Origin of the sequence: Roseibium aestuarii, from assembly GCF_008477545.1 — a bacterium.
Lineage (GTDB): Bacteria > Pseudomonadota > Alphaproteobacteria > Rhizobiales > Stappiaceae > Roseibium > Roseibium aestuarii.
In genome coordinates this window covers 733,797-754,862 of record NZ_VORA01000001.1, presented here as the reverse complement: position 1 = coordinate 754,862, position 21,066 = coordinate 733,797, and the positions used below count along the sequence as shown (strand labels likewise).

Annotated in this window: 17 protein-coding genes; 6 read left to right on the top strand and 11 right to left on the bottom strand. The window is 64.6% G+C overall.

The window, feature by feature from the left end; genetic code table 11:
• Nucleotide 1: 1 nt before the first annotated feature.
• From FR728_RS03265 to dctP, 6 genes are all read right to left on the bottom strand, one after another.
• Nucleotides 2-397: a GFA family protein gene (locus FR728_RS03265; protein ID WP_149891200.1), complete on the bottom strand. Its 396-nt coding sequence runs from the start codon at nt 395-397 to the stop codon at nt 2-4.
• A gap of 178 nt (nt 398-575) precedes the next feature.
• A complete protein-coding gene (locus tag FR728_RS03260) occupies nt 576-2,087 on the bottom strand; it encodes a malonate--CoA ligase (protein ID WP_149891199.1) in 1,512 nt (503 codons plus the stop codon).
• 35 nt (nt 2,088-2,122) lie between these two features.
• The gene (locus FR728_RS03255) at nt 2,123-3,481 is read right to left on the bottom strand and encodes a malonyl-CoA decarboxylase (RefSeq protein WP_149891198.1); all 1,359 of its coding nucleotides are present in this window, start codon (nt 3,479-3,481) and stop codon (nt 2,123-2,125) included.
• Nucleotides 3,478-4,788, bottom strand: coding sequence for a TRAP transporter large permease (locus FR728_RS03250; RefSeq protein ID WP_149891197.1), 1,311 nt, complete (start codon nt 4,786-4,788; stop codon nt 3,478-3,480). The genes FR728_RS03255 and FR728_RS03250 overlap by 4 nt, the downstream gene beginning before the upstream one ends.
• Nucleotides 4,785-5,270 carry a TRAP transporter small permease subunit gene (locus FR728_RS03245; protein WP_149891196.1) on the bottom strand — a complete coding sequence of 162 codons (486 nt, stop codon included), beginning with the start codon at nt 5,268-5,270 and terminating at the stop codon, nt 4,785-4,787. Before FR728_RS03245 ends, FR728_RS03250 begins: the two co-directional genes overlap by 4 nt.
• Before the next feature lie 151 nt (nt 5,271-5,421).
• Nucleotides 5,422-6,378: a TRAP transporter substrate-binding protein DctP gene (gene dctP, locus FR728_RS03240; RefSeq protein WP_208998714.1), complete on the bottom strand. Its 957-nt coding sequence runs from the start codon at nt 6,376-6,378 to the stop codon at nt 5,422-5,424.
• Nucleotides 6,379-6,589: 211 nt separating this feature from the next.
• Here dctP and FR728_RS03235 point away from each other — a divergent pair, with 211 nt between their 5' ends.
• Nucleotides 6,590-7,378, top strand: a complete 789-nt coding sequence (locus tag FR728_RS03235; RefSeq protein WP_149891194.1) for a GntR family transcriptional regulator — start codon at nt 6,590-6,592, stop codon at nt 7,376-7,378.
• A gap of 146 nt (nt 7,379-7,524) precedes the next feature.
• A complete protein-coding gene (trhA, locus tag FR728_RS03230; protein ID WP_149891193.1) occupies nt 7,525-8,175 on the top strand; it encodes a PAQR family membrane homeostasis protein TrhA in 651 nt (216 codons plus the stop codon).
• A 106-nt stretch (nt 8,176-8,281) separates the two neighbouring features.
• On the opposite strand, the gene FR728_RS03225 is transcribed toward trhA, so the two are convergent.
• The gene (locus FR728_RS03225) at nt 8,282-9,016 is read right to left on the bottom strand and encodes a L,D-transpeptidase (RefSeq protein ID WP_244304363.1); all 735 of its coding nucleotides are present in this window, start codon (nt 9,014-9,016) and stop codon (nt 8,282-8,284) included.
• A 301-nt stretch (nt 9,017-9,317) separates the two neighbouring features.
• Here FR728_RS03225 and FR728_RS03220 point away from each other — a divergent pair, with 301 nt between their 5' ends.
• Both FR728_RS03220 and FR728_RS03215 read left to right on the top strand, forming a co-directional pair.
• Complete coding sequence (locus tag FR728_RS03220; RefSeq protein WP_149891192.1) at nt 9,318-10,388, top strand: dipeptidase; 1,071 nt, start codon at nt 9,318-9,320, stop codon at nt 10,386-10,388.
• A gap of 806 nt (nt 10,389-11,194) precedes the next feature.
• Nucleotides 11,195-11,965 carry a GntR family transcriptional regulator gene (locus FR728_RS03215; protein WP_149891191.1) on the top strand — a complete coding sequence of 257 codons (771 nt, stop codon included), beginning with the start codon at nt 11,195-11,197 and terminating at the stop codon, nt 11,963-11,965.
• A gap of 80 nt (nt 11,966-12,045) precedes the next feature.
• Here the strand turns inward: FR728_RS03215 and FR728_RS03210 are convergent, their stop codons facing one another.
• From FR728_RS03210 to FR728_RS03195, 4 genes are all read right to left on the bottom strand, one after another.
• On the bottom strand, nt 12,046-13,683 hold the full coding sequence (locus tag FR728_RS03210) for an ABC transporter ATP-binding protein (protein WP_149891190.1): 1,638 nt from the start codon (nt 13,681-13,683) through the stop codon (nt 12,046-12,048).
• Nucleotides 13,684-13,692: 9 nt separating this feature from the next.
• Nucleotides 13,693-14,826, bottom strand: a complete 1,134-nt coding sequence (locus tag FR728_RS03205; protein ID WP_208998633.1) for an ABC transporter permease subunit — start codon at nt 14,824-14,826, stop codon at nt 13,693-13,695.
• 14 nt (nt 14,827-14,840) lie between these two features.
• The gene (oppB, locus tag FR728_RS03200) at nt 14,841-15,764 is read right to left on the bottom strand and encodes an oligopeptide ABC transporter permease OppB (protein ID WP_149891188.1); all 924 of its coding nucleotides are present in this window, start codon (nt 15,762-15,764) and stop codon (nt 14,841-14,843) included.
• A gap of 146 nt (nt 15,765-15,910) precedes the next feature.
• Nucleotides 15,911-17,497 carry a peptide ABC transporter substrate-binding protein gene (locus FR728_RS03195; RefSeq protein WP_149891187.1) on the bottom strand — a complete coding sequence of 529 codons (1,587 nt, stop codon included), beginning with the start codon at nt 17,495-17,497 and terminating at the stop codon, nt 15,911-15,913.
• A 452-nt stretch (nt 17,498-17,949) separates the two neighbouring features.
• Here FR728_RS03195 and FR728_RS03190 point away from each other — a divergent pair, with 452 nt between their 5' ends.
• Nucleotides 17,950-19,785 (top strand): ABC-F family ATP-binding cassette domain-containing protein, encoded by a 1,836-nt coding sequence (locus FR728_RS03190; protein ID WP_149891186.1) that lies wholly within the window; start codon nt 17,950-17,952, stop codon nt 19,783-19,785.
• 485 nt (nt 19,786-20,270) lie between these two features.
• Nucleotides 20,271-20,933, top strand: a complete 663-nt coding sequence (locus FR728_RS03185; protein WP_149891185.1) for an FAD-binding oxidoreductase — start codon at nt 20,271-20,273, stop codon at nt 20,931-20,933.
• Nucleotides 20,934-21,066: the final 133 nt, after the last annotated feature.

Sequence of the window (21,066 nt, the reverse complement as noted above, 5' to 3'; positions counted from 1 at the left end):
CTCAGCTCCAGAGATCCCTGACGCAGCGGCCATCGCGGCCGAGCGAGGCGAAACTGTCCAGACCGTCGAAACGGGTCACGGGAATTTCGGCCACGGCCTGCGGGTCATCGGCCAGGCGCAGGTTGACCGCTATGCGCCGTTGCCCGGTCTTGCGCAGAAGGTTGGAGCGCCAGTAGCCCACGCCGCCGCAAGTGGGGCAGAAGTAAAATCCGATGACCTTTTCGCCCCAGGCATAGGCGATGGTCTCGCCCGAGGTCTCGATCTCCTCGCCCTCGTGGCCATAGGCCCACAGGACGCCGTACCGTCGGCAGACCGTGCAGTTGCAGGCTGTGGCGTCGACAGGCTCGGCCTTGAACTGCCAGCGCAGCTGGCCGCAGTGGCAGGATCCGGTGAGCATGGAGCCTCTCGTGACGGGTGACGGGTCATCAGCGTAAGACGGAATGACGGGGAGAGGCAACAGGCGCGAAGGGGAGTTTCCGCCGCCCTGTTGCCCCTCCCCTTCCAGGTCCGCCGCCTGGGTTCGGGTGCGTCGCCGTGCGACGCCAAGGGACGTGAAGCTGAAGAGGCTGCCCGCCTCAGGCAAAGTCGCCCTTGAACTGGTCGCGCAGCACGTTCTTCTGGATCTTGCCCATGGTGTTGCGCGGCAGGGTCTCGAGCACATGCACCTTCTTGGGCTGCTTGAACTTGGCGAGCTTGTCGGCGAGCGCGCCGGTGATCGCCGCCGGATCAAGGGTAACGCCAGCCTTGGGGGCGACCACTGCCACCACGCCTTCGCCGAAGTCGGGATGGGGCACGCCGACGACCGCGCTTTCCGCCACGCCCTCGATCTCGTCGATGAGGGCCTCCACCTCGGCCGGATAGACGTTGAAGCCGCCGGAGATGATCAGATCCTTGGCCCGGCCGACGATGGAGATGTAGCCGTCTTCCGACACCTGTCCCATGTCGCCGGTGATGAAGAAGCGGTCGACCCGGAATTCCTCGGCGGTCTTTTCCGGCATGCGCCAGTAGCCCTGGAAGACATTGGGGCCCTTGACCTCTATGACACCGACCTCGCCGCGTGCCACTTCGCGGCCGGTCTGGGGATCGGCGATGCGCACGGCCACGCCGGGCAGCGGGAAACCGACCGTGCCGGGGCGGCGCTCGCCGTCATAGGGGTTGGAGGTGTTCATGTTGGTCTCGGTCATGCCATAGCGCTCGAGGATGGCATGGCCGGTGCGGCCCGAGAATTCCCGGTGCACTTCCGCCGAAAGCGGCGCGGAGCCGGAAATGAACAGCCGCATGTGGGCAACCAGATCCTTCGTGAAGGCCGAAGAGGTCAGCAGGCGAATGTAGAAGGTGGGCACGCCCATCATGGTGGTTGCGCGCGGCAGCAGCTTCAGCACCGTATCGAGATCGAATTTCGGCAGGAACAGCAGGGACCCGCCGGCCATCAGCAGACAGTTGGTCGCCACGAACAGCCCGTGGGTGTGGAAGATCGGCAGGGCATGAAGCAGCACGTCGTCCGACGTGAACTTCCAGTAGTCCACCAGGGTGCGGGCATTGGAGGCGAGGTTCTCGTGGGAGAGCATGGCGCCCTTGGAACGGCCCGTGGTGCCGGAGGTGTAGAGAATGGCGGCAAGGTCGTCATCGGCGCGCGCCACATCCTCGAAGGCGCCGTCCTGCGCCTCGGCCAGATCCGTGAGGCTGCCCCGTCCGGCCGCGTCCATGGTTTGCAGGCTGGCGCCGACCTTTGACGCGGTGGCCGAAAGGGCCTCACGGGACGCCGGATCGCAGACCAGCACCTTCGGCTCGGCGTCGGTGACGAAATAGTCGATCTCGGCGGGGGTGTAGGCGGTGTTCAGCGGCAGGAAGACCCCACCCGCCCGCACGGTGGCGAGATAGAGCATCAGGGCTTCCGGCGACTTTTCCACCTGGACCGCCACCCGGTCCCCCGGCTCCACGCCCAGTCCGATGAGCGCCTGGGCGAAACGGGCCGACAGGCTCACCACGTCGCCATAGGTCAGGCGCCGGCCCTCGGCCGTCTCGAGAAAGGTCTTGCCCTCGTCCGGCATGCGGTTGCGGATTTCGGAAAACAGATGGTTGGTCATGGGTCGTCTCGCGAAAGGAAGGGGCCGCGCGGGCCTCAGGATCGGGTCTGCTTCGGATCGGGCAGCTGCCGCAGAAGCTTGCCGACCTGAGAGCTGGCCGCCACCGCACCGGTTGCGGCAAAGCTCTCGTGATTTCGTTCTATGTCTTTCAGATCATACAGATAATTGACCATGAGGCCATGGGATTGGCGCAGGCCGTTGTCCGAGAGGTCCGCATTCCAGTGAATGCGCTCCAGACGGGCGCCATTGCCGATGTGGAAGCGGGCGACCGGATCGAGCGGCCGGTTGCCGCGCGCCTTCTCCTGGGTGAGATAGTGGGCGCAGAGCGTGCTCATGGGGGCTGCCAGCGCCTCCCCTTGCGCCTCGTCGCCAAGCCAGCTGCCGGTTTCGAGCGCGGTCCGGTCGGCCGGGTCGAGCAGGCGGGCCGCAACCCCCTCCCCGTCGGCCAGGTCGCGCGTCAGCCAGCGGGCGAAGCCGGGCACAGGCGACAGGGTGACAAAGGTCTTGAGGTTCGGCAGCTCGCGCCGTAGCTCCTCCACCACCTGCTTGATCAGGAAGTTGCCGAAGGAAATGCCGCGCAGCCCGGTCTGGCAGTTGGAGATGGAGTAGAAGACGGCCGTATTGGCTTCGCGTGCGGTGATCTGGGCGCGTTCTTCGGCCAGGATCGGCCCGATGGCTCCCGGGATCTCCTGGGTCAGGGCCACTTCCACGAAGATCAGCAGGTCGTCCACCAGCGCCGGATGGAAGAAGGCATAGAGGCGCCGGTCCTCGAGACCGATGCGCCGGCGCAGGTCGCCCCAGCCCTTGATCTCGTGCACCGCCTCATACTGGATGATCTTTTCCAGGATGTTGGCCGGCGTCGCCCAGTCGATGCGGCGCATGACGAGGAAGCCCCGGTTGAACCAGGAGGAGAAGAGATGCTCGAAATCCCGGTCCACCTCGATGAGCTCGGGCGCCTCGCCGAGGCACTGGAGCAGATCGGCGCGCATGGCCACGAGACCAGAGGTCCCGCCCGGTGCCAGGTTGAGGCGGCGGATCAGCTCCTGACGGCGCGGTTCGGAGGCGGAGTGCAGCTCGCGCAGCAGCACCGGATCCTCCGGATTGTCCGCGAGCCTGCGGGCAAGCCCTGCGACCCGCGCCGTGTCGGCCCCGAAGGTCTCGTAGAGGGTGCGGAAGAAGGCCAGCCGCTCGGGCGCCTGCAGCCGCCGATAGGTCGCCAGAACCTCCTCGGCGATGGCGACACCCGAGGCCTCCCCGTGACCGGAGAGGAGTTTCTCGCACAGCGCCGACAGAGGCTCCTCCGAGGAGCGAGCGCGACGCCCCTCGATGAGGGCACGGCCCTGTTCGGTGATCGAGGTCAGAAGTTCGCCGAAGAAGCTGGTGTTCACGCTCATCCTCCCATCATCTGGTCAGGAAGCCAGGTGGCGATGCCGGGGAAGAGACAGAGCAACAGGATCCCCACCACCATGCACAGCACGTAAGGGATCGATCCGCGCAGGATTTCGGCCAGCGTGATCTTCGGAGCAATCCCGTTGATCACATATAGGTTCAAACCCACCGGCGGCGTAATCAGACCAATTTCCATGTTGATGGTCAGGATGACCGCGAACCAGTAGGGATCGAAGCCTGCCTGGGTGATGATCGGCAGCAGGATCGGCGCCGTCATCAGGATCACCGCGACCGGCGGCAGGAAGAAGCCGGCGAAGAGCAGGAACAGGTTGATGATGCCCATCAGCACCCAGCGGTTGACGTCGAGAGCCGCGATCCATTCGGCGATGGACTGGGTGATGAAGAGGGACGACAGGGTGTAGGAGAAGAGCTCCGATGCGCCGATGATCATCATGATCATCACGCTTTCCTTCAGGGTGTCGCGGAACATCAGCGTGACCTTGCTGAAGCTCCACATGCGGTAGATCACCACCACCAGCACGATACAGAAGAGCGCGCCGACGCCTGCGGCCTCGGACGGGGTCGCCACGCCACCGTAAAGCACCCAGAGGATGCCGACAACGATGAGCAGGAAAGGCAGGATCTTGGGCAGGGCGGCAAAGCGCTCGGCCCAGGTGAAGGTGCGGGCGAGGTCCAGCAGGCCGATGCCGCGGCGGCGGCAGTCATAGACCGTCCACATCATGAAGAGTGCGGTCAGCATCAGCCCCGGCAGAACGCCCGCGAGGAACAGCCGGCCGATCGAGGTCTCCGTCGCGATGCCATAGACGATCATAGTGACGGACGGCGGAATGAGGATGCCGAGCGTGCCGCCTGCAGCAATGGAGCCGGCGGCGATCTCGTTGGGATAGCCACGCTTGGTCATTTCCGGAATGCCCATCTTGCCGATGGCGGCGCATGTGGCAGGCGAGGACCCGGACAGGGCGGCAAAGATGGAGCAGGCGCCAAGATTGGAGAGCACCAGCCCGCCCGGCACCCGGTTCAGCCAGCGGTCCAGCGCCTCGTAGAGGTCCTTGCCCGCAGGCGAAGAGGCAACGGCGGCCCCCATCAGGATGAACATGGGCACGGAGACAAGGCCGAAGGAGGCCAGGCCGCCGAAGAAGGTCTCACCGAGGATGGTGAGGCTGCCGGCGCCATCGACGATGAGCAGGGCGAGCACGGAGACGAGGCCGAGGGCGAAGGCGATCGGCGTGCCGATGCCCAGCAGCGCCAGAAGGCCGAGGAGGACGAGAAGTCCGGAAATCAGAGGGGTCATTCGTGGGCTCCCCACACCTTGGCCAGTTCGGCGACATATTGCAGGGTCATCAGTCCGATCCCCAGGGGCAGCGGCAGAAGCGGGATCCAGAGCGGCAGCTTCCAGACGGTTTCGGTGGTCCAGTTGTAGCTCCAGGCCTCCTCAAAGTAGATCCAGCCGGACCAGGCGAGGAGCGCGCTGAAGAGAAGACCGGCCAGCCCGGCAAGGGACTGGAGGATCCGCCGGCCGCGCAGGCCGAAGCCCATCTGCAGCAGATCCACGTTCACATGGCCCTTTTCCATCAGCACATAGGGCGAGGCGAGGAAGGTCATGGCCACCAGGGCATAGATCACGAATTCCGTCTGCCAGACGGTCGAGGCGTTGAGCACATAGCGGATCACCACCATCTGGGTGACCACGAGAATGGCTGCGGCGAGAAGAAGAAGCGCCACGACGGCGGCAGCTCGGGACAGGGTCGAGACCCAGCGGATATAGGCGGTCATGGAATTGGCCTGGACATCAGGGACAGGCTCCCCCTCCCCGCGCCGTCACGGCGGATCTGCGGGCAAGGGTCCCTGTCCGGACAAGGAGACGGAAGATCAGGTCGAAGGGGCCCGGCCCGGCCACAGGGCCGGACCAGGCGAGGTCATCCGCTCACTCGACGGCGAGCGCCTTGTCGATCAGGGCCTGACCGTTCGGAACGGTCTCGGCAAAGGACTTGTAGGAGGTCGCCTTGGCGATCTCGAGCCAGGCGTTGTAGTCGTCGGCGGACATCTCGACGACCTTCACGCCCGCGTTGGAGAAGGCCTCCACGAGCTGGTCATCCATGCCCTTGGCTTCGCCGGCGAAATAGTCCTCGGCCACCTTGCCGGCTGCCATCAGCGCATCCTGCTGCTCCTTGGAGAGCTTGTCCCAGCTGCGCTTGGACATGAGGATCGGCTCATACATGAACCAGAGGGCGTTTTCGCCCGGCTTGGTCAGGCAGGTGGTCTGTTCGAACAGACGGTAGGACACGAAGGACCCGGACGAGGTGTTGGCGGCATCGAGCACGCCGGTCTGCAGGCCGGTGTAGATTTCCGAAGACGCCATGGACGAGATGGAACCGCCAGCCCCTACCAGCATCTGCTCGAAGGCCGGACCGGCTGCACGGGTGACCTGACCCTTCATGCTTTCCGGACCGGTGATGCACTCCTTCTTGGAGGCAAAGGCACCGGCGAGCCAGGCATCGGCCAGAACCACCACGCCCGCGTCGTTGATGACGGCCTTGATGTCATCCATGAAGGGCGACTTGTTGAGGCGCGCGGCGCGCTCGTGGTTGCGCACGAGACCCGGCATCAGGGTGGCGGAGAACTCCGGATGGCGGCCGGAGGCATAGTCGAGCGGGAAGGCCGCGATGTCGAGCTGGCCCTTGGTCATGGCGCCCCACTGGTCCTTCGCCTTGAAGAGCGACTGGCCCGGATAGACCTGGATCTTGAGATCGACGCCGGCCTTTTCCACTTCGCGGGCGAGGATCTGGACCATTTCGTCGCGCACGTCGCCCTTGCCGCCCGGCCACTGGTGCGATGCCTTGAGCACGGTTTCAGCACTTGCGCCGGTGGCGGCAAGCGCCATGAGCGGCAAGGCAAGTCCGGCGGTCACGCCCAGGCGGCGTGCCGTCTTGAAGATGTTCTGCATGTTTTCCTCCCAAGTCCGGGTCTGCCCCTCCCAGAGCGGGACCCGATACGGGTGGCGGAAGCCACCTTCCCTTCAGGCAATCATGCAGGGGATGGGGAGTCAATCATTTTTGTATACAAGAATGTTTTTCTCGCATACTTATAATCCCATGACGTCTCATGCCAACCTTTCCCCTGCCACCGCTCCAGACGTGGACACGCTCCCGCGCCGGACCGATCCGGATCTGCGGCCTCACGCGGCGCGGGCGGGCGAGCGCCAGGCGGATCGTCTGCGGCAGGCGCTGGAAGACGATATCGCGACGGGGGTCTTTCCCATCGGCACCCGGCTGGACGAGGTGAAGCTCGCGCAGCGCTTCGGGGTGTCGCGCACGCCGATCCGCGAAGCGCTCATCGAGCTGGCGGCTGCGGGGCTGGTGGAACAGAAGCCCCGGCGCGGGGCCTTCGTGCGCGAGATCGGCATTTCCAGGCTGATCGAGATGTTCGAGGTGATGGCGGATCTGGAGGCCATGTGCGGCCGGCTCGCCGCGCGCCGCATCACGCCGGACGAGGTCCTTCTTCTGGAACAGTCCCATGCGGCCTGCAAGGCAGCACACGATGCCGGTGATCCGGACGGCTACTATCGGGCCAACCAGATCTTCCACGAGACGATCTACAAGGCGAGCCACAACGGCTTCCTCGCCGAGCAGGCGCTGGCCCTGCACGGGCGGCTGGCGCCCTATCGCCGCCTGCAGCTGCGGGCGCGCAACCGGGTCAGCACCTCGCTCAAGGAGCATGACGAGATCGTCGCCGCGATCCTTGCAGGCGACGCGGAGGCGGCCGGCGAGCGCATGCGCCAGCACATCCTGATCCAGGGCGAGCGGTTCAACGATTTCGTGGCCAATCTCTCCACCCAGCGCCCTGGCGGCACGGGAGCGGCCTCCGGCCCGCGCGTGGACTGACCGGCTGCCACGCCCGCCGGCCGATCCCCCGGCTTCCGGTTGATATCGTTCACCATCGCCGAGGCCTTCCCCTAGGAGACCAGTTGCGTGAGCCGACCTTCTCGGGCAGGCTCCTTGCAACCCTGCAAAATCCCGGAGGAGAGATCTTGCGCATCCAGACCCTGGCTGAAAAAATCGCCGACGGCACGATCCACGTGATCGGCATCTGCCTCGGCATCGCAGCCCTCGTGACCTTCATCGTCGTGTTGTGGAACAACCCGGAGCCGAGCCGCATGGTCTCGGTCTTCATCTATTCCGGCTGCCTGCTGATGATGCTGGTGTGTTCCGGGCTCTACAATATCTTCGCGAAGGAAAACAAGACGGGCATCCTACGCCGGCTCGACCATGCGGCGATCTTCCTGCTGATTGCCGGAACCTACACGCCGCTTGCCTCGATGATCATCGGCGGCTGGACCGGCGGCATTCTGCTGGCCGTCATCTGGACCGGCGCCATCGCCGGTGCGCTGCTCAAGCTCTTCCACCTGAAGGGCATGGAGCGGGTGACGATCCCTCTCTGCCTGGCGCTCGGATGGGTGGTGGTCTTCGCCTTCAAGCCCCTGCTCGACAACGCCTCGGACTTCGGCTTCTGGATGATCGTCAGCGGCGGCCTGCTCTACACGGCCGGCACGGTCTTCTACGCCTGGAAGCGCCTGCCCTTCCAGAACGCCATCTGGCACGGCTTCGTGCTCTCGGCAGCAATCTGCCACTTCGCGGCGGTGCTCCACGACGTGGCGCTGGCGCCGATCACCTCGAGCTGATCCGCCCGCTCACGTCGCCGTTCCGATACAAGAACGCCGAGGCCCTGAAACAGGAGCCTCGGCGTTTTCATGTCCAGCAGACCCTCAAGATCCGCGCGGCTTCCGATCAGGCCTTGGTTTCGGCACCGAGAACGGTGACCTTGGTGCGCAGCGGCACGCGTTCGAACAGGTCGATCACGTCCTGATGCCACATGCGGATGCAGCCCGAAGACGCATTGGTGCCGATGGAGGACGGCTCCGGCGTGCCGTGAATGCGGAAGAGCGTGTCCGTGTTGCCCTGCCACAGATCCATGGCGCGGGCGCCCAGCGGGTTCTTCAGGCCGGGCTCCATGCCCTCTTCCCAATACTGTCGCAGGGACGGCTTGCGCGCGATCATCTCCTGCGGAGGACGCCAGAGCGGATGCACGCGCTTCACACGGATCTCCGCATCGCCCGCCCAGGCGAACCCCGCCTTGCCGACGCCCACGCCGTAACGCAGGGCCTTCTTCGGGCTGAGGATCCAGTAGAGGAAGCGATTGTAGGGATCAACGACAATGGAGCCGGGCCGCGCGCCGGTCGGCTTGCTGTCATAGTCGACGATCTGGCGCCAGTACTGGCGGTCGGTGGCCTTGTAGTTGATGGCCGGCCAGGTGAAGTCGCCATCGGGCAGAGCCGCATAGGCCAGGTCGTAATCGAAGGTTTCGTCCGGCAGCGGCGGCTGGCTGGGCAGCCCCACGGAATAGCAGCCCGTCAGGGCGAGAGCCGAAACGCCGACCGCCGTGCGGCCTGCTGCCCTCAAGAAGGCGCGGCGATCGACGCCCGCATCCCGTCCCGAGGTCAGGAATTCTCTGTCTTCACTCACGAAAAACCTCGCTTTGGCACTGGCAGTGCCTGTCCGGCGGCAGACCGGCCGGGCCGAACCACCGCGCTGGTGCCAAGGAATGAGACAAGCGCTTCATGCGCGCAAGGGGCTGGGACAAAGATTCCCGCACCTGTCATTCCACCGCAACATCACCCCACCACCGACAATCACTTGCAGGCACCCGGCAAATCGGATTTCGTGCGCGAAGGGCACCTCCCGGCGGCCGGTCCCGGCGTCCCCTGCGCCGCAGCCGCCCGCAGAAAGCCCCCTTCTTCCGTTCCCGATGACCATGCAGAGCCCGATGCCCCCTTCTCCCGCCCAAAGCCTCATTCCCGTTTTCGACGGACACAACGACACCCTGCTCCAGCGGGTGCGCCATCGCAGCAGCGACCTGGACCGGGACTTCTTCACTGCCTCGGAGGTCAACCACATCGACCTGCCCCGCGCACGGGACGGCGGACTCGCCGGTGGGCTCTTCGCCATGTTCGTGCCCTCGCAGATCGGCCAGGACTTCTCCAAGCCCTTCGACCCGCGGGATCCGGCCAATTACGCGCCCGTGGACCAGACGGAGGCGTTGCGCTTCACCGTGGAGATGATCGGCGAGGCCTTCCGGTTGGAGCGCCTTTCGGAAGGAGCGGTGCGTGTCTGCCGGTCGGCTGCCGAGATCCGCGAGGCCATGGCTGCGGGCGCGCTTGCCGTGTCGCTCCACATCGAAGGGGCCGAGGCCATCGACGCAGAGTTCCGCGCCCTGGAGGCCCTGCACGCACTCGGCCTGCGGTCGCTCGGCCCGGTCTGGAGCCGCCAGAACATCTTTGCCGAAGGCGTGCCGATGCGGTTCAACACCAGCCCGGATATTGGCGACGGTCTGACCGATACGGGCAAGGCACTGGTCAGGGCCTGCAACGACCTGCGCATCCTCATCGACCTGTCGCATCTGAACGAGAAGGGCTTCTGGGACGTGGCGGCCCTCAGCGACGCCCCGCTCGTGGCCAGCCACTCCAACGTCCACGCGATCTGCCCTTCGGCGCGCAACCTCACAGACCGGCAGCTCGATGCAATCGCCGAAAGCAAGGGGCTTGTCGGCCTGAATTTCCACGTCGCCTTTCTGCGTGAAGACGGCGGACACTCGCGCGCGACCCCGCTCGACGTGCTGGTGCGCCATACGGCTTATCTGGTGGAGCGGCTGGGCGAGGATCACGTGGGGCTCGGATCGGATTTCGACGGCTGCCTGCTGCCCGCCGAAATCGGCGACGTGACCGGGCTGCCGCGCCTGATCGAGGCGTTCCGGACAGCGGGATTCGGGGAGACATTGATCCGGAAGATCGCCCACGAGAACTGGCTGAGCGTGCTGGAACGAACCCAGGGAAGCTGAGACACGAAAACGTGAAGAAACGTCAACTCCGTTGATCAGCGGGCTGCATAGTCATAACCTCATGTGATCATTTCACTTTTCCGGAAAAATTGGCGCTGTGTCAAAGAATGGGCCAGTGGTGCGCCGGCCCCTGCGACTTCTCACTCCTTGGCAATTGCGGCAGTGTTGATTGGAGCCATTCTAGTCTGCGCTGCAGCTCCGGAATGGGCCTCAAACAGTCAGGACCGGAAAGCAAGTCCAAGGCGGGCCGAGGTAATGAATTTACCCGGCTCAGGTCCAGATCAGGATTTCCGGATCAGGTCCGTCCGCCAGCCCGCCGCGAAAGCGTGGCAGCGAGCGGATCACGAGCCGAACGTTCCATGAATGGTGGCGCAACGTCCACCATTCGCAAGGGTCACGGAGATCCGGGAAGTCAATCCTGGCCCCGTAGACCACAACCGACCACGGAGTTTGCACGCTCGACCCATCGACATGACGACAAGCGATCCGAGAGAAGATCAAGCAATACCAGATCCATGCGCCAGTGACCCAGGGTCTCTTTCCCCCTCGAACATCTGTTCGGGACCCGGGTTGCCTGACGTAAAGTCGCCTGTGCCAGGCCCGTGCGACATCGTGACGATGCAGCATGCAACGGTCCATGGGCCTCCTGCCTGAAGGCATCGAACCGGTGGTTCCGGGTCGTTTCACGGGATCATCCGGGTTATCCATACCGGATTCCGTAAAGGCAGACAGTTTGACTGGTCTCATGTTGATCCTCGGCTCCGTCTGGACTAGAGGCGAGCGCGCGCTCAAGAGGGGATGAACACGTGACGAAAAAGCCAGATCTGCAGGAGTTCTTCCTCGATCCGGACCTGCTGCGCCAGCCCACCAACCGCAAGACGCGCACGTCTTCCGGAAACGGGGGCAGCAAGGCCTGGGGCGTCTATCAGGCCCTCAAGCGGCGGATCATCGTCGGCCTCCTGACCTGCGACAGTGCCATTACCGAACAGTCGCTCGCCCAGGAATTCGGCTGCTCGCAAGGCACAGTTCGCGAAGCCCTGCTCACCTTGCAGGAAGATGGCCTCGTCGAACGGCAGGGCTACAAGGGCACATTCGTGACCCCTTGCCGCAAGCCGGAGATCGCGCTGCTGCTGCGCCTGCGCTACACGCTTGAAGTCGAGGGACTGACGGAAGAGGCTGTCCGGCGCTGCACGGATCTCGATCTGCTGCGTCTGCGGCGTCTGTCCGACATCTATGTCGCCGCCAAGGCCAATCGGGACTTCTACGCCTGCAGCGAGATCGACCGCAGCCTTCACCTTGCCCTTCTCTCACTCGGCGACCTGGCCGGTCTCGCCCCACTCCTCAACCGCGCGCTGCTCATCACCCAGCGCTATGTGCTGTCGCAGGTCCAGCACTACCCGCGCTGGGCCAGTCTTCCCGAGGATCCCCATGTGGAGCTGCTCGACGCCCTGGAGTCCCGGGATGCGGCCAAGACCCGGGCGCTGCTCGGCGAGCATGTGGAGCAGATCCTGCGCCTGACAATGCCCGAAGAATTCGACAAGCCGGGGCCGTTCCACGTCACCATCGGGCTGAGCTGAGTGAACCGGCCAACCTCAGGCAAACGCAAAAGGGCGGCCTCCTGGCCGCCCTTCGCGCATGCCATCACTTGAGCCGGTAATCAGGCTGACAGGCCGTTGGCCGTCATGAAGGCGGCCCGCATCAGTTCGCGGGTATAGTCCTCCTGCGGCGCCTCGAAGATGTGGCCGACGGACCCGGCCTCCACCACCTTGCCCGACTTCATCACCATGACCGTATCGGACATGGCCCGCACGACCGCGAGATCGTGGGAGATGAAGAGATAGGTCAGGCCGTAATCCGCCTGGAGCTTGCGCAGCAGATCGACGATCTGCTTCTGCACCGTCCGGTCCAGCGCAGAGGTCGGCTCGTCCAGCACCATCAGCTTCGGCTTGAGCACCATGGCACGGGCGATGGCGATGCGCTGGCGCTGGCCGCCGGAGAACTCGTGCGGATAGCGGTTGCGCATGACCGGATCGAGAGCGACCTCTTCCAGAACCTCCGCCGCACGGCGATCGCGGTCGGCGGCCGAGAGCTCCGGCGCATGGACCTTGAGCCCCTCGCCGATGATCTGGCCGACGGTCAGACGCGGACTGAGCGAGCCGAAGGGATCCTGGAAGACGAGCTGCAGGTCCTTGCGCAAGGGGCGCATCTCGTTGCGGCTGAGGCCTGAGACCTGCCGCCCGTTGATCACCACGCGGCCGGTGGCCGGCAGCAGGTTGAGGAGGGCGCGACCGAGGGTCGACTTGCCCGATCCGCTCTCGCCCACGATCCCCAAGGTCTGGCCCTGGCGCAGGGAGAAGGAGATGTTGTCGACGGCGCGCAGGATGTGGGGCGGCTTGAAGAAGCCGGTCTCCAGCGCAAATTCCACGCTGACCTTCTGCGCTTCCATCAGGATCGGCGCGCGATCGGGCACGGGCGCCTTCATGCCGGTCGGCTCCGCGTCCAGCAGCATGCGGGTATAGGCCTGTTCCGGCGTCTTGAAGATGGTCGCGGTTGCGCCGCTTTCCACCATCTCGCCCGACTTCATCACATAGACCCGGTCTGCGATCTGACGCACGATGCCGAGGTCGTGGGTGATGAAGATCACCGCCATGCCGAGCCGTTCCTGCAGCTCCTTCAGCAGCTCCAGGATCTGGGCCTGGGTGGTCACGTCGAGGGCCGTCGTCGGCTCGTCGGCGATCAGCACGTCCGGGTCATTGGCGAGCGCCATGGCGATCATGACACGCTGGCGCTGGCCGCCCGACATCTCGTGCGGATAGGCGCGGATCTTGCGCTCGGGATCCGGGATGTTGACGAGCTTCAGCAGGTCGAGAGCCTTGGCGCGCGCAGCCTTCCAGCTCAAGCCCCCGTGGACGACCATCGGCTCCGCCAGCTGGCGGCCGATGGTGTAGAGCGGGTCGAGGGAGGTCATGGGTTCCTGGAAGATCATGGTGATCTTCCGGCCGCGCACCTGATTGAGCTGGCTGGTGCCGAGCTTCAGCAGGTCGCGCCCCTCATAGGTCACGGAGCCGCCGGTGCGGCCGTTGGAGGCGAGAAGCCCCATGGCCGCCATCATGGTCTGGCTCTTGCCGGATCCGCTCTCGCCGACGATGGCCACGGTCTCCCCGCGGGCGACGCTGATGTCGACGCCCCTGACCGCCTCGATGGGCCCGGTGGGCGTGGTGAAGGTGACGGTCAGACCCCGGATGTCGAGCACCGCATCGGCGGCCGGGGCATTGGTCTTAGTGGTTTCGGTCATGATCGCCCCTTACCTGTCCTTGGGATCCAGCGCATCGCGCAGGCCGTCGCCGATGAAGTTCAGCGCGAACAGCGTCGACGTGAGGAAGATGGCGGGGAAGATCAGCATCCAGAAGGCGCCCTGCATGTTGCGTGCGCCTTCCGAAATCAGCACGCCCCAGCTGGTCATGGGCTCCTGGACACCGAGACCCAGGAAGGAGAGGAAGCTTTCCAGCAGGATGACCTTGGGCACCAGAAGGGTCATGTAGACCACCACCGGACCCAGGGTGTTGGGGATAATGTGACGGCGCAGGATACCGCCATCGGACACGCCCATGGCCTCGGCGGCCTGGACATATTCCTGGCGCTTGATGGTCAGGGTCTGGCCGCGCACGATGCGGGCCATGTCCAGCCACTCGACCGCGCCCACGGCGATGAACATCAGCACGAAGTTCCGGCCGAAGAACACCACCAGCATGATGACGAAGAAGATGAAGGGCAGCGAATAGAGGATGTCGACCACGCGCATCATAACCTGATCGACACGTCCGCCCAGATAGCCGGAGGTCGCGCCGTAGATGACGCCGATGGTGATGGCGACGACGGTGGCCAGAAGGCCGATGGTCAGGGACACGCGACCGGCGATGAAGGTGCGGGTCATCATGTCACGACCGTTGGAATCCGTGCCGAAATAGAAATGCACGAAATTCACGTTCGCCGTCAGGGTCGCGGCCGTCTTGTCGGCCGACCAGTCGACGAGCTGGGGATCGACGAAGAGATCGCTGCGCTCGAAGTAGCGGGTGATGCGCGGGTCGATCTCGCGGCGCGAGCTGACCCGGGCACGGACCTCGTCCCCCACACGCTCGAAGCTCTCGATGGTGACGCGGGCGCGCTTGAGCACGGCCTCGAAGCCGGGCTGGATCTGATCCTCGGCCGGATAGGCGGAAAGGCTCGCCGGTACCTTCACATAGTCCCGGTAGACCTTGTCGAAGGGATGGGGCGAAAGCATGGGGCCAATGATGGACACCAGGGTGATGGCCACCAGCACGAACAGGCTGGCCATGGCCGCCCGGTTGGCGAGCAGCCGGTCGCGGGCATCGTCCCAGAGGGAGCGGCCGCGCGCGAGCGCCTTGTCAGGCACGGGGGCAGAGCTGAGAGTGGTCACGGTCTGCTCCCTCCTCAATCGTAGCGAACGCGCGGATCGAGCACGGCATAGATCAGATCCACGAGCAGGTTGAACAGGATGACGAAGCAGGCGACGACGACCACCGTGCCCATGACGAGCGTATAGTCACGGTTGAGCGCGCCTTGCACGAAATAGCGGCCGATGCCGGGGATGCCGAAGATGGTTTCCACGACCACCGAACCCGTCAGCAGGGCGGCAGCGGCCGGTCCCAGATAGGACACCACCGGCAGGATGGCGCCGCGCAGGGCGTGAACCACGATCACCAGCCATTTCGTCAGGCCATAGGCGCGCGCCGTGCGCACGTGGTTGGAGCGCAGGGCCTCGATCATGGAACCACGGGTGAGACGGGCCACCACGGCGATCTGCGGCAGGGCCAGGGTGACAACCGGCAGAACCGCGTTGACGAAGGCGCCGTTGTTCCAGCCGCCCACGGGCAGCCAGCCGAGCCAGACCCCGAGCGACAGGGTGAGCAGGGGCGCGACGACGAAATTCGGCACGGTCACGCCGAGGGTCGCGGCCGCCATGACCGCATAGTCGGTGCCCCGGTTCTGTCGCAGGGCCGCGATGACCCCGAAGATGCCGCCGACCACGAGGGCGAGCGCCAGGGCGCTCAGGCCAAGCTGCATGGAGATGGGCAGGCTCTCGGCGAAGAGTTCATTGATCGAGAAATCGCGGAAATAGAAGCTCGGCCCGAAATCCAGGCGAGCGATGCTCTGCAGATAGAGCAGGTACTGTTTCCAGAGCGGCTCGTTCAGATGATAGATCTTGCTGAGGTTTTCCATGACCTTCGCTTCCAGCGGCCGCTCCAGGTCGAAGGGCCCGCCCGGCGCGATGCGGATCAGGAAGAACGAGAGGGTGATGATCAGGAACAGGGTCGGGATGGCGCCCAGCAGTCGTCCCAGCACGTAGCGGTGCATGGCTGTCTTGCCCTTTTCTTGGTTGAACGCGGTCTTCCGCCGCGCTTTGCGGGGATCGCGCCACGGCCCGGACATCTGGCGGTCCGGCGGAGCGGCTGCGAAAACCGGAACCGGCGGGGTTTCCCCCGCCGGTCCGCTTGTCACTCTTATTCGGCGATGCTGATCCAGCGGGTCGGGTGGACGTTGAGGAGGTTGTCCTCGAAGCCCGAGACCTTGTCGGAGACCAGGTTCATGGAGCCGTAGTACATCATCGGGATGAAGGGCAGGTCATCCATGAAGATCTTCTCTGCAGACTTCAGGATCTCCGCGCGCTTTTCCAGGTCCACGGTCCCAGCTGCCTCGTCCATGATCTTGTCATAGTCCGGGTTGGCATAGTTGGCGTAGTTGAAGCCGACGTTGTCGCTTTCCACCAGGAACAGGAAGTTCTGCGGGTCGGAGTAGTCGCCGATCCAGCCAGCGCGGGCCAGGTCGAAGTCCCCCTTGTCGCGCAGCATGGCGTAGTGGGTCTTGGTGTCCGTGTTGATCAGCTCGATCTCGACACCCAGCGGCTTCCACATGTCGGCCAGGGCAACGGCCGTGTTCTTGTGGTTTTCCGAGGTGTTGTAGTTGATCGTCAGCTTCAGCGGCTTGTCCGGACCGAAGCCCGCCTGCTTCATCAGTTCGATCGCCTTTTCCTCGCGATCGATCATGGACATGTCCTTGTAGTCGGCATAGGCCGGCTCGCCGTAATTGCCGATCCCCGGGGGAACCAGAGAGTAGCCGGCTACCATGGTGGAGCCCCAGATCTCGTCAGCCAGGAACTCGCGGTCGATGGTCATGGACAGGGCCTGACGAACTTCGCGCTTGGCGAGGTTCTCGTCCTTCATGTTCACGGCGTAATAGTAGGTGCCGAGATAGGGCGCGACGCGGAACTGGTCGCCGAGTTCCGTCTTCATGAACTCGACCTGTTCGGTCGGGGCATCGTTGTTGGTGTCCAGCTCGCCGGCCTGGAAGCGGCGCAGGGCTGCACCGCGATCTTCGGTCGGATAGTAGTAGACGGAGTCGATCTTCACATCGGCGGCGTCATAGTAGTTGGCGTTCTTGACGGCCTTGATGTGGTCGTTGGGGACAAACTCGGCGAGCGTGTAGGCGCCGTTGGTCACCATGTTTTCCGGCTTCACGAAGTCAGAGCCGAACTTGTCGACGGAGGCCGGATGAACCGGCAGTCCGGTCTGGTGCGCCAGAAGGTCGACGAAGAAGGGGGTGGGCGCCCCGAGGGTGATTTCCAGCGTGTGGTCGTCGATGGCCTTGACGCCCAGCTCGTCCCCCGGCTTCTCACCCTTGTTGACGGCTTCGGCATTCAGTATCGGATAGAGCACGGAAGCGTATTTCGCGCCGGTTTCCGGATTCATGATACGCTTCAGCGAATAGACGAAATCGCCGGCAACCACCGGATCGCCATTGGACCACTTGGCTTCCGGGCGCAGCTTGAAGGTATAGACCTTGCCGTCATCGGAAACCGTCCACTCGGTCGCGGTGCCGGGGATGATCTGGCCATCGGCGCTGTAGGCAACCAGGCCTTCATAGAGATCGCGCAGGATGTGGGCTTCATAGACCGTGGAGGTCTTGTGCTGATCCAGGGTCTCCGGGTCGGCGGAGTTGCCGCGGTGGTAGACCATCTCAGCCATGGCGGACAGGCTGGTGGCGGCCATCAGGGCGGTGGCAAGCGCGGTTACCCGCAGGGACTTCATCATCTCGGTCTCCCCTCATTGTTTTGAGTACCAAACGATGAGGGCACGATTCCACTTCCCCCCGCCCTGCGCAAGAGTGACGAGGGACTACAACCCAAACTAAACAGGAAACTTTCCACATCTCCCCCAAATCCCCACTGGAAGACGAACGTATCTTCCGACGTCACGTTAAAATGAGGAAATTCCTTCCGCCTGAACGCCTGCCCGCCAGGCGCCAGCACTACCTTGACGCGAGTTCAAGCACTTCTTCTCCATTGTCAAAAACACCAGTTTCCCTTGCGGAAGAGCCCTGCCCTTCCCCTCCCCGTTGAGCACCATGCCTCACGTGACGGCTGCAGACCGGCGGATTTCCGCGTCCGGATCCGGCACGGGGGCTTGTATTTTGTGGCGCGGCTCTTATTCCTCCTGTCCGGCGCTCGATGCCCGCTTCCGACTTGCAGACCCGACAGGACTCCATGGCCCTTCCCCCGCTTCTGACCCTCCGCGACATCCACCTGACCTTCGGCGGCACGCCGCTGCTGACAGGGGCCGATCTTTCCGTCTCCGAGGGCGAACGCCTTTGCCTTGTGGGGCGCAACGGGTCCGGCAAGTCGACGCTCCTGAAGATTGCCGCCGGCATGGTGGAGATGGACAAGGGGGAACGCTTCTTCCAGCCCGGCCGCACCCTGCGCTATCTGCCGCAGGAGCCGGACCTTTCGGCCTATGCCACCACGCTGGACTATGTGAACGAAGGACTGGCGCCGGGCGACGATCCCTATCGCGGACAATATCTGCTCGACGTTCTCGGCCTGACCGGCAAGGAAGACCCGAAGGCACTTTCCGGAGGCGAGGCGCGCCGGGCGGCGCTTGCCCGGACGCTCGCGCCGGAGCCGGACGTGCTGCTTCTGGACGAGCCGACCAACCACCTCGACCTGCCGGCCATCGAATGGCTGGAAACGGAGCTGAAGTCCCTGCGCTCGGCCATCGTGCTGATCTCCCACGACCGCCGTTTCATGGAGAACCTGTCCCGGGCCACCGTCTGGATCGACCGGGGCATCGCGCGCCGCATGGACCGGGGCTTTGCCCATTTCGAGGCCTGGCGGGACGAGGTCTTCGAACAGGAAGAGATCGACCAGCAGAAGCTGGCCGCCAAGATCAAGCGCGAAGAACACTGGATGACCTATGGGGTCACCGCGCGGCGCAAGCGCAACATGCGCCGGGTACGCGAGCTGGCCGACCTGCGCCAGCAGAAGAAGGACCACCGCGGGCCGCAGGGCTCCGCCAAGCTGACGAGCGCCGAGGCGGAGACCTCCGGCAAGCTGGTGATCGAGGCCAAGTCGATCGCCAAGACCTACGGGGACCGGGCGATCGTGCGCGAGTTCTCCACCCGCATCCAGCGCGGCGACCGGGTCGGCCTCGTGGGGGCCAATGGCGCCGGCAAGACCACCCTGCTCAAGATGCTGACCGGCGAGCTTGGCCCCGACAGCGGCTCGGTGCGGCTCGGCACCAATCTGGAAATGGTGACGCTGGACCAGAAGCGCGAGAACCTGGACCCGAACGACACGCTCTCCTCCGTGCTGACGGGCGGACGCGGCGACACGGTCGTCATCGGCGACGAGACCAAGCATGTCATCGGTTACATGAAGGACTTCCTCTTCTCCCCCGAACAGGCCCGCACACCCGTCGGCGTGCTGTCGGGGGGCGAGCGCGCCCGCGTCATGCTGGCCCGGGCGCTGGCCAACAAGTCCAACCTGATGGTGCTCGACGAACCGACCAACGATCTGGATCTGGAAACCCTCGACCTGCTGCAGGAACTGCTTGCGGACTATCAGGGCACGGCGCTGATCGTTTCCCACGACCGTGACTTCCTCGACCGGGTCTGTACCTCTGTCATCATGTCGGAAGGGGACGGGCGCTGGCAGGAGTATGCCGGTGGCTATTCGGACATGATCGCCCAGCGCGGCGAAGGGGTGACCGCTCGCAAGGTGGACAAGAAGGGTCCGGCTAAAGACAAGGGCGCAGACAAGTCCACGGAGAAGGCCAAGCCGGCCGAAAGCGCAAAGCCTGCGGCCAAGAGCAAGCTCTCCTTCACCCAGCAGCATCTGCTCAAGACCCTGCCGGACACGATCGCCGGGATCGAAAAGAAGCTCGAGAAACTGCAGGGCGAGATGAACGATCCAACGCTCTATTCCAAGAACCCGGACAAGTTCGCCAAGCTCTCCGCCGAGATCACGAAGCTCACGGCCGACAAGGACACCGCCGAGGAACAGTGGCTGGAGCTGGAGATGCTGAAGGAAGAGATGGAAGGCTAAGACGCCTGACACTCTGACCGAGGTCCCGGCTCAGGGGCGGGGCAGCGGGCCGCCTGGTCATCGATAAGGACGCAGCTCGCCCGGCTCACCGATCCCGGCTCAAGGCCGGAATGACGCCGCAGGTCGGTGCGGCGCGATGAGTAGATCCCCGGTCGAGCCGGGGATGCCCCCTGCGAGTGGGCGTAACACACGCGCGATGAGACGAGTGCCGGCGGGGATACCCGCGGCGGTCTCTCAGCCCTCACACCACGAACTCCCAACCTGTCGCCGGTCATCCTCGGCCCTGTGCCGAGGATCCAGCCTGCGGCCCCAAGTCCTCCTCACGGTCAACCCCGCCTTGCGCGGGGATCCACTCATCAACACGGCGAGACCCTTCAGCTCAGCCGCACCGCATGGCGGCAGTCACCAGAGCATGGCACAGCCGAGAGGGAACCCCGCCCCTCCTCTTCCGTTGAAAGCACATGCCCTTTTCAACGGAGACTGACATGCAGACGACAACGCTCCTCGCCGTCGAGGCCGTGACCCATGACGTGCGCCGCTTCACCTTCCGCCGCCCCGGAGGCTTTGCCTACAAGACCGGCGATGCGACCGAACTGGCGCTCGACATCGAAGGCTGGCGGGACGAGAAGCGCCCCTTCACCATGACCTCCCAGCCGGAAGACATCGATCTGGAATTCACCATCAAGTCCTATCCGGAGCATGAAGGGGTGACGACACGGCTGCACGCGCTTTCCCCCGGCGACACGGTGCTCATCGACAGCCCCTTCGAGACCTTCCGCTACCAGGGCCCCGGGGTGTTCATTGCCGGTGGCGCGGGACTGACGCCGTTTCTCGCCATCCTGCGCGACCTGCGCGGTCGCAATGCGCTGGAGGGCAACCACCTGATCCTGGCCAACAAGACGCGTGCCGACATCATCCATGCGGAAGAACTGGCCTCGATGGAGGGGCTGCGCCTGACCCACGTCCTCTCGGAGGAGGAGGCGGAAGGCTATCGCCACGGTCATCTGGATGCGGACCTACTGCGGGAGCTCGTCCCCGACCGGGATCGCCGGTTCTATCTCTGTGGCCCGCCGCCGATGCAGAAGGCCGTTCAGGAGGCACTCAACGAGCTTGGCGTGGAAGCGGACAGCGTGTCGCTGAGCGACTGAGCGACAGGCCTCGATGGGACGTGAACCCTCATCCGATCCTGCGGATCGACCTCTCCCGGTCTCGGGAGAGGTGATGGTGCCCGAGTGACGGGCGGGGAGCGATCTCACGCCAGCCAGGCAATCGCTTCTCCTC

What these genes read in the sequence shown, in the direction of transcription:
- FR728_RS03265 (WP_149891200.1), bottom strand. Translation starts at nt 397, where the DNA reads ATGCTCACCGGATCCTGCCACTGCGGCCAGCTGCGCTGGCAGTTCAAG.
- FR728_RS03260 (WP_149891199.1), bottom strand. Translation starts at nt 2,087, where the DNA reads ATGACCAACCATCTGTTTTCCGAAATCCGCAACCGCATGCCGGACGAG.
- FR728_RS03255 (WP_149891198.1), bottom strand. Translation starts at nt 3,481, where the DNA reads ATGAGCGTGAACACCAGCTTCTTCGGCGAACTTCTGACCTCGATCACC.
- FR728_RS03250 (WP_149891197.1), bottom strand. Translation starts at nt 4,788, where the DNA reads ATGACCCCTCTGATTTCCGGACTTCTCGTCCTCCTCGGCCTTCTGGCG.
- FR728_RS03245 (WP_149891196.1), bottom strand. Translation starts at nt 5,270, where the DNA reads ATGACCGCCTATATCCGCTGGGTCTCGACCCTGTCCCGAGCTGCCGCC.
- dctP (WP_208998714.1), bottom strand. Translation starts at nt 6,378, where the DNA reads ATGGCGCTTGCCGCCACCGGCGCAAGTGCTGAAACCGTGCTCAAGGCA.
- FR728_RS03235 (WP_149891194.1), top strand. Translation starts at nt 6,590, where the DNA reads ATGACGTCTCATGCCAACCTTTCCCCTGCCACCGCTCCAGACGTGGAC.
- FR728_RS03220 (WP_149891192.1), top strand. Translation starts at nt 9,318, where the DNA reads ATGCCCCCTTCTCCCGCCCAAAGCCTCATTCCCGTTTTCGACGGACAC.
- FR728_RS03210 (WP_149891190.1), bottom strand. Translation starts at nt 13,683, where the DNA reads ATGACCGAAACCACTAAGACCAATGCCCCGGCCGCCGATGCGGTGCTC.
- oppB (WP_149891188.1), bottom strand. Translation starts at nt 15,764, where the DNA reads ATGCACCGCTACGTGCTGGGACGACTGCTGGGCGCCATCCCGACCCTG.
- FR728_RS03195 (WP_149891187.1), bottom strand. Translation starts at nt 17,497, where the DNA reads ATGATGAAGTCCCTGCGGGTAACCGCGCTTGCCACCGCCCTGATGGCC.
- FR728_RS03190 (WP_149891186.1), top strand. Translation starts at nt 17,950, where the DNA reads ATGGCCCTTCCCCCGCTTCTGACCCTCCGCGACATCCACCTGACCTTC.
- FR728_RS03185 (WP_149891185.1), top strand. Translation starts at nt 20,271, where the DNA reads ATGCAGACGACAACGCTCCTCGCCGTCGAGGCCGTGACCCATGACGTG.